The 13,293-nt window shown below is 66.3% G+C and carries 11 protein-coding genes; 2 read left to right on the forward strand and 9 right to left on the reverse strand.

Annotated features, from left to right (window positions below):
- Positions 1-96: 96 nt before the first annotated feature.
- On the forward strand, positions 97-2,529 hold the full coding sequence (locus ACXYMR_RS01575) for an ATP-binding protein (protein WP_458940991.1): 2,433 nt from the start codon (positions 97-99) through the stop codon (positions 2,527-2,529).
- Here the strand turns inward: ACXYMR_RS01575 and ACXYMR_RS01580 are convergent.
- From ACXYMR_RS01580 to ACXYMR_RS01600, 5 genes are all read right to left on the reverse strand, one after another.
- A complete protein-coding gene (locus ACXYMR_RS01580; protein ID WP_458940992.1) occupies positions 2,526-2,951 on the reverse strand; it encodes a secondary thiamine-phosphate synthase enzyme YjbQ in 426 nt (141 codons plus the stop codon). The genes ACXYMR_RS01575 and ACXYMR_RS01580 overlap by 4 nt on opposite strands.
- A 65-nt stretch (positions 2,952-3,016) precedes the next feature.
- Positions 3,017-3,469 (reverse strand): GNAT family N-acetyltransferase, encoded by a 453-nt coding sequence (locus ACXYMR_RS01585; protein ID WP_458940993.1) that lies wholly within the window; start codon positions 3,467-3,469, stop codon positions 3,017-3,019.
- Positions 3,470-3,546: 77 nt separating this feature from the next.
- Complete coding sequence (locus ACXYMR_RS01590; protein WP_458940994.1) at positions 3,547-4,584, reverse strand: serine hydrolase domain-containing protein; 1,038 nt, start codon at positions 4,582-4,584, stop codon at positions 3,547-3,549.
- A gap of 665 nt (positions 4,585-5,249) precedes the next feature.
- Complete coding sequence (locus tag ACXYMR_RS01595; protein WP_458940995.1) at positions 5,250-5,846, reverse strand: hypothetical protein; 597 nt, start codon at positions 5,844-5,846, stop codon at positions 5,250-5,252.
- A gap of 257 nt (positions 5,847-6,103) precedes the next feature.
- Complete coding sequence (locus tag ACXYMR_RS01600; RefSeq protein ID WP_458940996.1) at positions 6,104-6,856, reverse strand: LytTR family DNA-binding domain-containing protein; 753 nt, start codon at positions 6,854-6,856, stop codon at positions 6,104-6,106.
- Between the two features lie 153 nt (positions 6,857-7,009).
- On the opposite strand from ACXYMR_RS01600, the gene ACXYMR_RS01605 reads away from it, so the two are divergent.
- Positions 7,010-7,603: a hypothetical protein gene (locus ACXYMR_RS01605; RefSeq protein WP_458940997.1), complete on the forward strand. Its 594-nt coding sequence runs from the start codon at positions 7,010-7,012 to the stop codon at positions 7,601-7,603.
- Here the strand turns inward: ACXYMR_RS01605 and ACXYMR_RS01610 are convergent.
- From ACXYMR_RS01610 to ACXYMR_RS01625, 4 genes are all read right to left on the reverse strand, one after another.
- Positions 7,600-8,484, reverse strand: a complete 885-nt coding sequence (locus ACXYMR_RS01610) for an aspartyl protease family protein (protein ID WP_458940999.1) — start codon at positions 8,482-8,484, stop codon at positions 7,600-7,602. The genes ACXYMR_RS01605 and ACXYMR_RS01610 overlap by 4 nt on opposite strands.
- Positions 8,485-8,674: 190 nt before the next feature.
- A complete protein-coding gene (gene rpoD, locus ACXYMR_RS01615) occupies positions 8,675-10,783 on the reverse strand; it encodes an RNA polymerase sigma factor RpoD (protein WP_458941000.1) in 2,109 nt (702 codons plus the stop codon).
- 50 nt (positions 10,784-10,833) lie between these two features.
- Positions 10,834-12,663: a DNA primase gene (dnaG, locus tag ACXYMR_RS01620; RefSeq protein WP_458941001.1), complete on the reverse strand. Its 1,830-nt coding sequence runs from the start codon at positions 12,661-12,663 to the stop codon at positions 10,834-10,836.
- A gap of 117 nt (positions 12,664-12,780) precedes the next feature.
- Positions 12,781-13,251, reverse strand: coding sequence for a GatB/YqeY domain-containing protein (locus ACXYMR_RS01625; RefSeq protein ID WP_458941002.1), 471 nt, complete (start codon positions 13,249-13,251; stop codon positions 12,781-12,783).
- Between the last annotated feature and the right edge of the window lie 42 nt (positions 13,252-13,293).

Here is a 13,293-nt window from a genome sequence, read left to right on the forward strand (position 1 = left end):
AGGGATGCCCTGACAGCATCGCGGCGCCCGTCAGCGCTGGCAACTTCGCGGTAACCATAGGAGTGCATTCTGTCGCCTACGCAGTCAGGTCGGTCCATGCTACGCAATCCGCTTTTCCTGCCCGTTTCAGCCGCTCTGGCGTGCTTGGCGGTGTTCACGACCTTTGCCGGCTTTGTGCGGGCCGCCGAGCGCCACGCCGTGCGCCTGCATCTTGAACAGATCGCCCACCATTTCGAACAGGACATGGCCAGTCGCGTCGACATGGACATCGCCGCCCTGCAACGCATGGCCCATCGCTGGCAGCGCGGCGATGGTCGCGAGGAGGCGATCTGGCGTGCCGATGCGCGCGCCTATGCCCGCGACATGCCCGAATTGATTGCCGTGCAGTGGGCCAATCCGGATTTTCGCCTGGAGTGGGTCGAGCCGCTGGAAGGCAATGAAGCGGTGGTCGGGCTGGACATCCTGTTCGAACCCAACCGGGCGCGGACCGTCATGCAGGCCGTCGAGACCCGCACCCCGCAGTCCAGCGATGCCATCCATTTCGTCCAGGGTGGCGTCGGCTTCCTCACCTATTACCCGCTGCATGACGACGATACCTTCCAGGGCCTGATCGTCGGCGTCTTCGATGTCGAGACCCTGATCCGCACTGTCATGCCGGCCAGTTCGGAAGCCCTGGTACAGCTGGAAGTGCGCGAGGGCGGCGAGCTCATCTTCGTGCGTGGCACCGCGGCCAGCGAAACCCTGGTCGCCGACAGCCGGGTCCATCTGCCCGGCGCGCTGTGGACCGTCACCCTGCGCCCCAGCCCGACCCTGTACGCCCAGGAATTGTCGGTCTTCCCGGTGGTGCTGATCCTGCTCGGCCTGGTCTTCGGCATCGCCGTCGGACTGGCCGTAGCCGCTCTCGACCAGGGCCGCCGCCGCCAGCGCGAACTGGCTGCCGAGCGCGAGGAGGCTCTGCAGGAGCTCCAGGAATCCCGCGAACGCGTCGCCCTCGCCGTCAAGGGCTCGGCCGACGGCTTCTGGGACTGGGACCTGCGGAGCAATTCCGGACAGGCCTCGGAACGCCTGCTCGCCATGCTCGGCCATGAACACCCGAGCTCCCGCTTCAACCGTGCCGAATTTGCCGACCTCCTGCATCCCGAGGACCGCGCGCCCCTGTTTGCCAAACTGGAAGCCCATCTCGCCGGCACCGGCGATTACGATGTCCAGGCCCGGCTGCGCCGAGCCGACGGCAGTTACGGCTGGTTTCGCCTGCGCGGCCTGGCTCACCGGGTCAATGGCACGCCGGTGCGCATGGCCGGGACCATGAGCGACATCACGGAACTCGTGGAGGCGCGGGAACGGGCCGACAGCTCGAACCTCGCCAAGTCGCAATTCCTGGCCAATATGAGCCACGAAATCCGCACGCCCATGAACGGCATTCTCGGCATGGCCCGCATCCTCAAGGAAGAGGATTTGCCATCCCACATCGCCGACAAGCTCGACGTCATCGTCTCGTCCGGTGACGCCCTGACCCACCTGCTCGACGACATCCTCGACCTGTCGAAGATCGAATCCGGGCAGTTCGCGCTTGAGGAAATGCCATTCACGCTCGAGGAAACGGCCGAGAAGCTGCAAGCCCTTTATGGCCCGGCAGCTGCCAATCGCGGTCTTGAGCTGGACATCGAGGTGACCGATCCGCCGGGGCAGCTGCGCCTCGGCGACCCGCTCCGCCTGCGCCAGATTGCCAACAACCTGCTTTCCAACGCCCTCAAATTCACCGCCCAGGGCCGCATCAGCGTGCGTCTCGGCTCACCCGTCGGTCGCAAGACCGAGGACGAGCTGCAACTCACCGTGCGCGATACCGGTATCGGCCTCACCGAGGCCCAGGCCGAAGCTGTGTTCGACAAATTCGTGCAGGCCGACGCTTCGACCTCGCGGCGCTTCGGCGGCACCGGGCTGGGCCTCGCGATCTGCCGCGGCCTCGCCGACGCCATGGGCGGCACCATCGTGGCCACCGGCACGCCCGGTGAGGGCTCCACCTTCACCCTGCGCATCCCGGCCCCGCGTGTCGAGGCCCTGACAGAGGAAGCCGCCGAGGAGACGGCCTCCCCGGCGGCTGCCCGCATCGACCGGTCCGCCACGCCGCGCATCCTCGCCGCCGAGGACAATGCCACCAACCGCCTCGTTCTCGATGCCTATCTGGCACGGCTCGACGTCGAGGTCGACATGGTCGAGGACGGGCGCGAGGCAGTCGAGCATTTCCGCGCCAACAGCTATGATCTGATCCTGCTCGACATCCAGATGCCTGAACTCAACGGCGAGGAAGCGATCAGCGCGATGCGTGACATCGAACGCCGGGAAAAGCGCCTGCGCACCCCGGTCGTTGCCCTCACCGCCAATGTCATGGTCGACCACGTCTCGCGTTATCGCCAGCTCGGCTTCGACGCCCATGTCGAGAAACCGCTGCGTCCCGACGTACTGGAAGCCACCATGACCCGCCTGCTGCAACAGCACGACATCCGCCGCAGTCGTCGCGCTTCGATCTAGCCGGCCGTGGCCGCGTAATGCAGCACCACCTCGCGCCGGTGCGCCCGATCGCGGTGTTCGAACAGGTAGACGCCCTGCCAGGTGCCCAGCAGCAGTGCCCCGTCGGTCACCGGAATGCCCAGCGAAACCTGGCTCAGCGCCGCCTTGATGTGAGCCGGCATGTCGTCCGGCCCCTCCGCCGTGTGGCGCAGCCAGCGCATCGACGCATCGTCACCGGCCGGCACCAGGCGCCGGTAGAACTCGGCCAGATCGGCCTGCACGTCCGGATCGGCATTCTCCTGGATCACCAGCGAGCACGAAGTGTGGCGCACGAACACCGTCAGCAGGCCCTCGCCGCACCCCTCGACGAAGCGCTGGCAGGCCCGGGTGAATTCATACAGGCCGGGTCCGGTGGTTTCGATGGTGAGGCGTTGAAGAGACATGACATCAGCTAAACTGCCGCCCGCGCCCGGGGCAAGCCGGGCAGTGACGTCAGAATGCAGAACCCCTAGGTCAGCCCGTTGAGCTCCCAGCGCCTGACCGGTTTCGCCGAGCCCCCGGAGCTTTCATACAGGCCTTCGGCCGCATCGGTTTCCGAACTCGTCCACATCATGAACGTGGCCGGGCTGTCCCGGACGTCCTCGACCACCGCCTCGAACAGGGCCCGTCCGGCCCCCTCGCCACGTCCATGCTTTCCGACACAGACCTCGGCCAGCCAGGCTCCGGCTCCGCCATGGCCGCTGTCGTAAAAGGCATGCCAGACCGCATAGCCGATGGCCTCACCGTCCTTCTCGGCGACCAGAACGTGGAAGCTGGTATCGTGATAGAACAGCGTCGCCTTGATATTCTCCGGCGTGCAGTGCTCGGTGGAATCCTGGACGACCTCGTTGAGCTCGCACGACAGGCGCGCGATCGCCGCAGCATCCCTGGGTCGCGCCGCGCGAATGGTCACATCGGACATGCATCACTCCCTGTTGGCCGGCCTCCCCAGGCCCAAAACCCTAGCGCCCGATGGCCCTGATGAACAGGTATATCCGCCTATTCCCAGCAGGATAATCCGCCCGCCGGCAGGTCCGGCTCGACCCGGTGGGCGACAGCCCAGGCGATGTCGGTTGGCGAGACCGCATGCGGACCGTCCTGGCGGTTGGTGAGGACAATGACCGAAAGGCCGCGGTCCAGGTCGCGCAGATAGGCCGTACCGGCATAACCACCGTGCACCAGGATCCGGCTGCCCCCGGCGTGGTGGGCCATCCAGCCGCGCGCATAGCCCCAGGTCTCGCAGGACGCCCCTGTGGTGAATGGCCGGCGGATCTCAGCGGTGCCGGCCAGCGCCGACGCAGAGACCGTCTCCGGGCTGGTCAGCTCCGCCTCCCAGCGCATCATGTCCTCCAGGGAGGACATGATGCCGAAGTGCGACATCAGCCCGAATTGCCAGACCCGGCGATTGCGCACCGTCTCGCCCTCGACCCAGTCATACCCTTCGGCCCGGTGCGCAATCACAGCGGACTGTTCGAGCCGCCGTGTCTGCGCCATGCCCAGCGGTTGGAAATAGGTGACCTGCATGTGATCGGCCCAGCGCTCGCCAGTCACTGCCTCGATAACCAGGCCGAGCAGGAAATAACCCTGGTCGGAATAGTGCCAGTCCTCACCCGCCGCACTGCGCACCGGCGTGGCAATGGCACTGTCGAGCATCGCTTCCGTCGAGTAGTCAGTCAGCAGCACACCTTCAACCGTGTGTTCGAAGCGGTGCTCGAGGCCCCCGGTGTTGGCCAGCAGGTGATCGATCGTGATCTCGGCCCAATCCGGCGCATGACGCGGCAAGTAGTCGACAACGGGGTCATCCAGCGACAGCTCGCCGGCCTCCGCCAGCGACAACACTGCCAGCGCCGTCATCGCCTTGGTCAGCGAGGCCAGTTCAAACACGGTCCCGGTATGTACCGGAACGGCGTGCTCCAGACTGGCCATGCCATAGGTTCCCACGTGGATGGGAGCGCCGTCCCGTATGACCGCCACCGCTGCGCCCGGGAAATGTCCCTCGGCCATCAGTTGCTCGACCTGGCCGTCAATGCCCGGCAAGCGCGGCCCTTGGCTATCTCCATCTGTATCTGTGGCTGCCCCACGACCAGGCTCAGTCCCGCGATCCCTGCCGTAACCCACATGTGCCTGTCCCCCGCCTGGTTCACCACCCAAGCCGATCTCGCGGCATTCGGCAACTCGGCCGCGACGGGAGTCACCCACCCGGGCGGGGAATCCGCGTCGGGAGAGTGACGGGACGCCGGCCCGGGGCCGGTTGGCCAGCTCGCCCGGGACCACGCCGTGAACCGTAGCCCCGCGGCCGCCGATACCGCCCACGCGCGCCACGCCGTCACCGGTGAACCGCCACCGGTGAACCGGCACCGTGAATCGGCACCACAGGCGCCCCATGCGCATGCGCAGGACAGGTGCCCGCTGCGCAGTCCCCAGGCAGGCATCTCCTCTCCATCGGCAAAGCACGCGCCGATTAGGCATTCGCAGGTCAAGCGCACGCCGCCCGTCCGCAGGACCGGCCCTGTCTCTGCATCCTCAGGACATGCGCCGAGTGCACATCAGCAGGCACGCGCGGCTCACCCTGCGCAATCGCGCGCGCCGGGCGCACGGCCCGTACGGGCCACGCATCCGACTTCTCGGCCTAGAGACGCGGAGGTCTGTGCATCACCGCAGGGACGTTGCACCGCGCCGGGGCCGCACAGTCCCGCCGGCCGTCAGATCTCGTCGTCGCTGTTCACGGCCTGGCCGGCCTGGGCGAATGCCAGCTGGGCCGCATCGGTCATGTAGATGTCGCGCAGGTGGCGATACATGGTGGCCTGGGTCCGTTCCGCCCGCCGTCCTTCGGCCTTGCCGAGGAGACCGGACAGCACCCGGATCAGATTGTTGATGAAGTCCAGGATCTTGTTGATCCAGCTGGGCAGGCTCAACCCGAGTGCGTCGAGGATCTGGCGCAGCAGTTTCTTGATCGGCTCGATCAGCGCCACGATACCGATGCGGGCCGTCCGGGTCTGGGTGGCAAAGCCCTTCGCTGACGCAGTCAGACTGGCCAGACCGCTTTCCCGCGCCCGCGTATCGAGCATCGCCGCGGCGTCTTCACCAATGCCTTCCATCAATTCACGCGTACTGCTCACCAAGGTTCGCGACTGGGCGCGGAGCGCGTCGCGCAGACCGTTGGCAACCTCGACCTCGTCCGGCTCTTCGGCCAGGGTCAGGCTCTCGACGACATTGTCGGCATACCGTGTCAGCGCGTCACCGAATTCGGACACGGCCTGCAACATCGCGGAGTCCGGCTTGCCTTTGGGTTCCGCCATCTTGTCCTCCCGTTCCAGCCGACATTCCAGCGGATCGGCTGGCGATGAATTGGCCCCGGACCGCCCACTGGAGCAGCCCCAAGAGAACATCACCTTGAGGTTGATGGAGTGACTTTGCAAATCACAAGTGGTTACTCGATTACCGGGACGAGCGGGAATGCCGCCTCCCGATTGTCGCCGCCGTTACAGCTCCGCGATGCCAGACGCAGCGCACCTGGCGGATCGCGAACCGGTAGAAGCGCCCGGTCAGCCTGCCCCTACAGCCAGCCGGCCTGGCGCAATCTCGGGGCATAGGTGCGACTGACCGGCGCGACTGTGCCCCCCTTGAGGACGAGTTCCGGCTTGCCGCTGTCGCGCCGCACCGCCTCGACCGCCTCCCGCGCCACCCACCAGGAGCGGTGGGTCTGGGCCCCGTCGATGGCGCTGACCGCCAGCAGGGCGTCGCGCAGGCGCATGCGGATCAGCGTGCTGTCGCCGCAGCTGAACACGCGCAGATAATGGTCCTCGGCGCTCAGCGCATCGATCGGGCGGCCGCGGAACCCGGCTGGCAGGCGGTCCAGCAGGGCCTCCCCGACTTCGCCGGCGGGCGCGGCCTCGTCGGCGGTCGCCGCGGCCGTTCCTCGCTCCCGCACCAGTGCGTAGACCGCCGTGATCACCGCCACCAGCACCGCCACCTGCAACCCGGCCGTGACGTAGTTTTCCAGTTCCCAGACGGCCCCGCGCAGCCGGAAAAACAGCGCTGTCGCCGTCATTACCGCCGCCGTGGCGGCCAGCCCAGCCAGGCCGTACACCCAGGCCACCGGTCGCCCGGCCAAGCGCCGACGGGCTGCGACCTCGACCGTCAGGCCCGCCGCCCAGCCGGCCGCATTCATGCCGGTCCAGTACAGCCAGCGTCCCGGCCAGGGCAGATAGTCCGAGCCATAGGGCGCCCAGAAAGCGAGCAGCGTGCCGAGCCCGGCGGACACCAGGCCGACCTTGAGCACGGGAAGCAGACGTCGAGGGCTCAACATGCGGTCATTTCACGTCACGCGAACAGGTTTCTCGGTGCATTCGACGACGTCCTGCAGTCGGTTCACGCCTTCCATCTTGTCTGTTTTCTGCCGCAAGGCGAGCCCTCGGGCCAGAGTTTCCGTCACCCGCCTGCACAACAGGAGCCCCGCCGCATGATCATTCAGTCCGACCAGGCCCGCTTCCCCGACCGCGCTGACCGCCTCCTCCTGGTGGCCGGCCTTGTCAGTTACATCATCGGCCAGGCCCTGCTGCGCCCGGGCAATGATTTCGTGTCCAGCCTTCAGCCGGTCGATTTCGCCCACTGGTCGCTCTATCTCGGCGTCTGCCTGATGCTCCCCTTCGCCGCCAACCTGCCCAAGCGAGGCCTGCACTTGGTGACCATGCCGGTCCTCATCGCCGGGATCAGCTTCGTCATTGGCATGTGCGTGATCGACTTCATCTTCTGGGCCCTGCCCGACGATGAGTTCGAGTACGAACTGGCCCGCCGCCTGATTGCCACTCCGGTGATCTGGGACCCCTTCATCACCATCGGCGCCAATTACCTGATGAATATCGGCCTCGTCCTGGCCAGCCTGTCCTGGTGGCGGGAGGCGCGTCGCGGCGTCCTGCTCGTGCTTGCCGGCAGCGCCATCCTCTATTTCGGGACGCACTGGTTCAACGTCATCGGCTATGCCGTCCTGACCCTGGGTTTCGTCACCTGCTTCGGCTGGCTGCGGTGGCCGGCCCGCCAGCCCGCGGCGACCTAGCCGCCGGCGCCACGAACACTCACTGTCCCGGCCTCGTAATCGATCACCAGCCCGCCCAGCTGGCGCAGCACATCCATGCCAAGCACGAGGGCCGGCCGGTCAGACAAGCTAAAGGTCGCGAACACCGGGCTGGCGGTGAAATCGATCGCAGTTGCCGGCACGCTCACCCCGCCGAGGTCAACGACCGCGGCATGCCCCTGCCACAACGTCATCGGATGCTGGCTGATGCCGCGCCGCTCGGTGGCGGCGGTTAGCGGTGTATCAAAGGGTTCCAGGGCATCGCGCAGGGCGTCATTAGCGAAGCTTTCCGACGCCCCGGTATCGACCAGCGCCGACGTGGCGACGCCATCCACCGTCACGTCGACGAGGAAAAACCCGCCCAGCATCCGCCGCGCCTCGAGGCTCAGCGCCTCCGCATCGCCATCTGGGGCGTCCAGATCCACTGTACCGGCCTCGAAGTCGAAGGCCAGCCGGCCGTGCGCGAACACGTCCTGGCCGAGAATGCCGTCATGCGGCGGTCCGTCCGCGTGCGCCGTCGGCGGCACGGACAGGTAGAGCCCGTCCTCGATCACCTTCTCGCCAACCGCAAGCCGTTGGAGACGGTACATTGGCACCTCGATCACACCCGACGCGCCCTGCATACGGGCCCGGCTGTCCGGATCGGGGCTGAGCGCCAAGTCAGTCACCAACCCCTCACCCAGCACCGTGTGCTGGGCCGCCGTATCGAGCACGAAGTCGTAAGCCTCCCCGCCCGTCAGTTCGACCGCCACGAGCGGCCGCCCGTCGCGGTCATAGTCCAGCGGCAGCGGCTGCGCCGCCAGCGCCGGCGACGCTGCGCCCAGCCAAGCCGCAAGGCCAGCCGCCAACATTCGTCCTGCCATGTCTCCCTCCCTGGCCAACTGCGAGGGGAGGCTAACCTCGCCAGCGCCCGACCGACCATCGCAATCCGGATTCCTGACAAGGATTTCACCGGACCGACAGGCGGGCGTCACGACAGAGTCCAAAGCAAATCGGGCCGCCCCCGGCTGGGAGCGGCCCGTCTGTTACTGGCGCGGAGCGAGCCCCAGGCGATCAGTTGTCCAGGAAGCTGCGCAGTTTGCGGCTGCGGCTCGGGTGCTTGAGCTTGCGCAGGGCCTTGGCCTCGATCTGGCGGATGCGTTCGCGGGTGACTGAGAATTGCTGGCCGACTTCTTCCAGCGTGTGGTCGGTATTCATGCCGATGCCGAAGCGCATGCGCAGCACGCGCTCCTCGCGCGGGGTCAGGCTGGCCAGAACCCGGGTCGTGGTCTCACGCAGATTGGCCTGGATGGCGGCATCGATCGGCAGGACGGCATTCTTGTCCTCGATGAAGTCGCCGAGATGGCTGTCTTCCTCGTCGCCGATCGGCGTTTCCAGGGAAATCGGTTCCTTGGCGATCTTCATCACCTTGCGCACTTTTTCCAGCGGCATGGCGAGCTTCTCGGCCAGTTCTTCCGGGGTCGGCTCGCGGCCGATCTCGTGCAGCATCTGGCGCGAGGTGCGGACGATCTTGTTGATCGTCTCGATCATGTGCACCGGGATACGGATGGTGCGGGCCTGGTCGGCGATCGAACGGGTGATCGCCTGGCGGATCCACCACGTCGCATAGGTGGAGAACTTGTAACCGCGGCGATACTCGAATTTGTCGACCGCCTTCATCAGGCCGATATTGCCTTCCTGGATCAGGTCGAGGAATTGCAGGCCGCGATTGGTGTATTTCTTCGCAATCGAAATAACCAGGCGGAGATTGGCCTCGACCATCTCCTTCTTGGCCACCCGGGCCTCGCGCTCGCCCTTCTGGACCGTCCGCACGATGCGGCGCAGGTCTTCAATCGGCACGCCGGCACGCTGGGTCAGGTCGGCCAGATCATCACGGATCTTGCTCGCATCCTCGCCCTCACGCTCGATGAAGCGGTCCCAGGCCTTGGAGGTACCGGCCATCGAACCCGGCCAGTCCGGGCTTAGTTCGTTACCGAAGTAACTATCCATGAACTGGGCCCGCGCCACGCCGTGGGCATCGGCCATGCGCAAGAGCTTGCCCTCCAGCGCCATGCGTTCCTTGTTGATCGCATAGAGCTGTTCGACCAGGGCCTCGATCCGCGCATTGTTGAGATGCATGGTGTTGAGGTTGGTGACGATGGCGTTCTGCAGGCCTTCATACTTCTCGCGGCTCTGCTTGGTCAGGTCCTTGCCCTCGATGCGGGCTGCGACCAGCTTGTCCTGCAGCTTGCGGAAGGCGGTGAAGTCGGCCGCGATCGAGTCCAGGGTCTCCATGACCCCCTCGCGCAGTTCCGCTTCCATGGCCGACAGCGACAGCGAGACACCCTCGTCGTCATCATCATCGTCGTCGTCGCTGGACTCCTCGCCGTCCTCGCCTTCCGACTTGGACTTCTCGCCGTCCTCGTCATCATCGTCGGACTTGGCGGATTTCTCCTCGCCATCGGCGGACGGGCCGGACGGTGTCGGCGTGGTGCCTTCAGCGTCCTCGTCATTCTCGTCCTCATCGCCCTCTTCCGCCGCCTCGGCCTGCTGGCCGCCATAGGTGGCGTCAAGATCGATGATGTCGCGCAGCAGGACTTCGCCTTCCTGCAGCTCGTCGCGCCACACCATGATCGCTTCGAAGGTCAGCGGGCTTTCGCACAGGCCGCGGATCATCGCATTGCGGCCGGCCTCGATGCGCTTGGCGATGGCGATCTCGCCTTCGCGCGACAGCAGCTCGACCGAGCCCATCTCGCGCAGATACATGCGCACCGGGTCATCGGTGCGGTCGGCAGAGGCGGGCGTGTTGAGGCCGGCAGCGGCGGTCTTGGCGGTGGCGCCGACAGCCTTGCTGGAGCTCTCCTCGGCCTCGTCATCATCGCCGTCATCGTCCGAGGCGGCCGCCTTGCCGGTCTTGGCTGGGGCGTCACCGTCATCGTCGCTTTCGGCATCGCTGTCATTGTCGACAACATTGATGCCCATCTCGGACAGCTGCGCCAGCACGTCTTCGATCTGCTCGGAGGAAAATTCCTCGCTCGGCAGCACGGCGTTCAGCTCGTCATGGGTGACATAGCCGCGCTTCTTGGCCGTCTTGACCATGTTCTTGACCGACTGGTCGGTCAGGTCGAGAAGCGGTCCGTCCTGGTTTTCCGATGCGTCGTTGGCTTCGGCCGTTTTGCTCATTTATTCGTCCCTTGTCGCGCCTGCAGTGCGCGCCATTCGAATCCGACAGGTCAGGGCGTTTCAGAACGCGAGCTGTCCCGGAGCTTGACTTCCGCCAGCCTCCGCACGCTTTCTGAATCGTCCCTGTCTATTTCTTCCGCCAACCGGGCGAGCATTTCCTCGCGCCGATCCTGTGCCTCGCTCCGTTCCATATAGGCAGCCGCCAGGCGCGTCCAAGCCTCGACCCGTAATTTCGGTGACGCTTCGTTTCCGCCTATAGCCGCCCGCATGGGCCCCCGCTCTCCGTCCAGACGCTTCAATTCGGCCGCGTATCCGGCCTCGACCAATTTGGCCCGTAGCGTGTCGGTTTGCACAGACTGCCCAGAAGAGCACGCGTCTAGAACGGCGTCGCGGAGTGAGTCAAGCGATCCGAAATGCAAAACCGCCAGGGTCTCGAGCTGATCGACGGCGAGTTCGGGGTCCTCAATGGCTGCCAGCAACAGGATTCGCCCCGTCGCCGCACCCGGTTGCGGCCGCGCCGCCTTGCGCAGTGCCGGGGTCGCCCCGAGCCGCGGCGCGCGCCGCCGGTCGTCATAGCGTCGCGACGGCTGGAAGCGCGGCTTGGTGCCGAACAGGGCCTCCATGCGCTGGTCGAATTCGCGCTTGTACTCCTCGCGGATATCGCTGTCGCCGATCTGCGAGACCAGGGTGCGGATGCGGCGCCGGAAACCGGCTCGCCGGTCCGGCCCGTCGAGCGGTTCGGCATGCACTTCACGCTCCCAGACCAGATCGGCCAGCGACTGGGTCTCGGTGAACACGGCGCGCAGGGCGTGGCTGCCCTCTTCGCGCAATACGTCATCGGGGTCCTTGCCGTCGGGCATGAAGGCGAAACGCAGCGTCTTGCCCGGCCCCAGCAGGGGCAGCGCCCGGTCTGCGGCCTTGAACGCCGCGGCGCGCCCGGCCCGGTCGCCGTCGAGACACATCACCGGCTCCGGCCCGGCCCGCCACAGGAGCTGGAGTTGCTCCTCGGTGATCGCGGTGCCCAGGGGGGCCACGCCATGCTCCAGCCCGGCCCGGGCCAGGGCGATGACATCGAGATAGCCCTCGGCGACGATCAGGCCGCGGATCGACTGCTTGGGGTCGGCTGCTGCCTTGCGTGCCTCGGGGAAGCGGTACAGCACCGAGCCCTTGTGGAAGATCGGCGTCTCGGGCGAGTTGAGATACTTCGCCCGCGCCTCCTTCGACAGCGCCCGCCCGCCGAACGCCACCAGCCGCCCGCGCGGGTCGTGGATCGGGAACATGATGCGGTCGCGGAAGCGGTCATAGGGCGAGCCGCTGTCCGGCTCGATCAGCAGCCCGCAGGCCACCAGGTCCTCGACCGGCGCCCCGGCGGTGACCAGCTCGTCCTTGAGAGCGGTACGATTGTCCGGGGCAAAACCGATGCCGAAGCGCACGCAGTCCTCGCCGGTCAGCCCGCGCGACTTGAGATAGGCGCGCGCGCCTTCCGCCGCCGGGCTGCGCAGGGCGCGCAGGTAGAAGGCCTGGGCCGCCTCCATCCACTCGATCAGGGATTTGCGGCGCTGGCTCTTTTGCTGTGCCTCCGGGTCCGGGTCTGGCAGGCGCAGGCCGGCCTCGCCAGCCAGCCGCTCGGCCGCCTCCATGAAGGACAAGCCTTCCATCTCTTCCAGCCAGGTGAATATGTCGCCATGCTTGCCGGACGCGAAGCAGTGGTAGAAGCGCTTGTCGTCATTGACGAAAAACGAGGGTGTGCGCTCTTTCTTGAACGGCGACAGGCCGGCGAATTCGCGCCCCTGCCGCTTCAGGTTCACGGTCCGCCCGATCAGCTCGGACGGCTTGATGCGCGCCTTGATCTCATCAATGAAATCCTCACCCAGACGCATCGTGTGGTTCAGCCCCCATGGCCCAGCTTTCCGGGCACGCTCTCGAAGCCGGACATGATGCGCCCCGAGGCGGCATTCGTCACCTCCGGATCAGCGCAAAACTGCAGATCGTGGGCTTTACGCCACCCGCACCGTCAGCAGGTCCTTGATCTTGGCGCCCGCCTTGGAGAAATCCATGCGGCCGGCATAGCGCGATTTCAGCTCGCCCATGCAGCGGCCCATATCCTTCAGCCCGGTGGCGTCGAGCTCGTTGACCACGGTCTCCGCGGCTTCCTCGATCTCGCTTTCATCCATCGGCTTGGGCAGGAATTCGCGCACCACTTCGGCTTCCGCGCGCTCGGCTTCGGCGAGGTCGAGGCGTCCGGCCTTTTCGTAGGTCTCGGCGCTTTCCTCGCGCTGCTTGGCCAGCTTCTGCAGGATCGCCATGATTTCCGGATCGTCGCAGCCCGAACAGCGGTCCTCGGCCCGGGCGGCGATATCGCGGTCCTTGATGGCGGCCGAGATCAGGCGCAGCGTCGACAGGCGCGCCTTGTCCTGGGCCTTGAGGGCGGCCTTTAGATCTTCAGAAATGCGGTCACGAAGGGACATGGATCAAACTTACCGTTTCTGGCGCACACAAACGCTCAACAG

This window comes from Maricaulis sp. CAU 1757, from assembly GCF_054482675.1.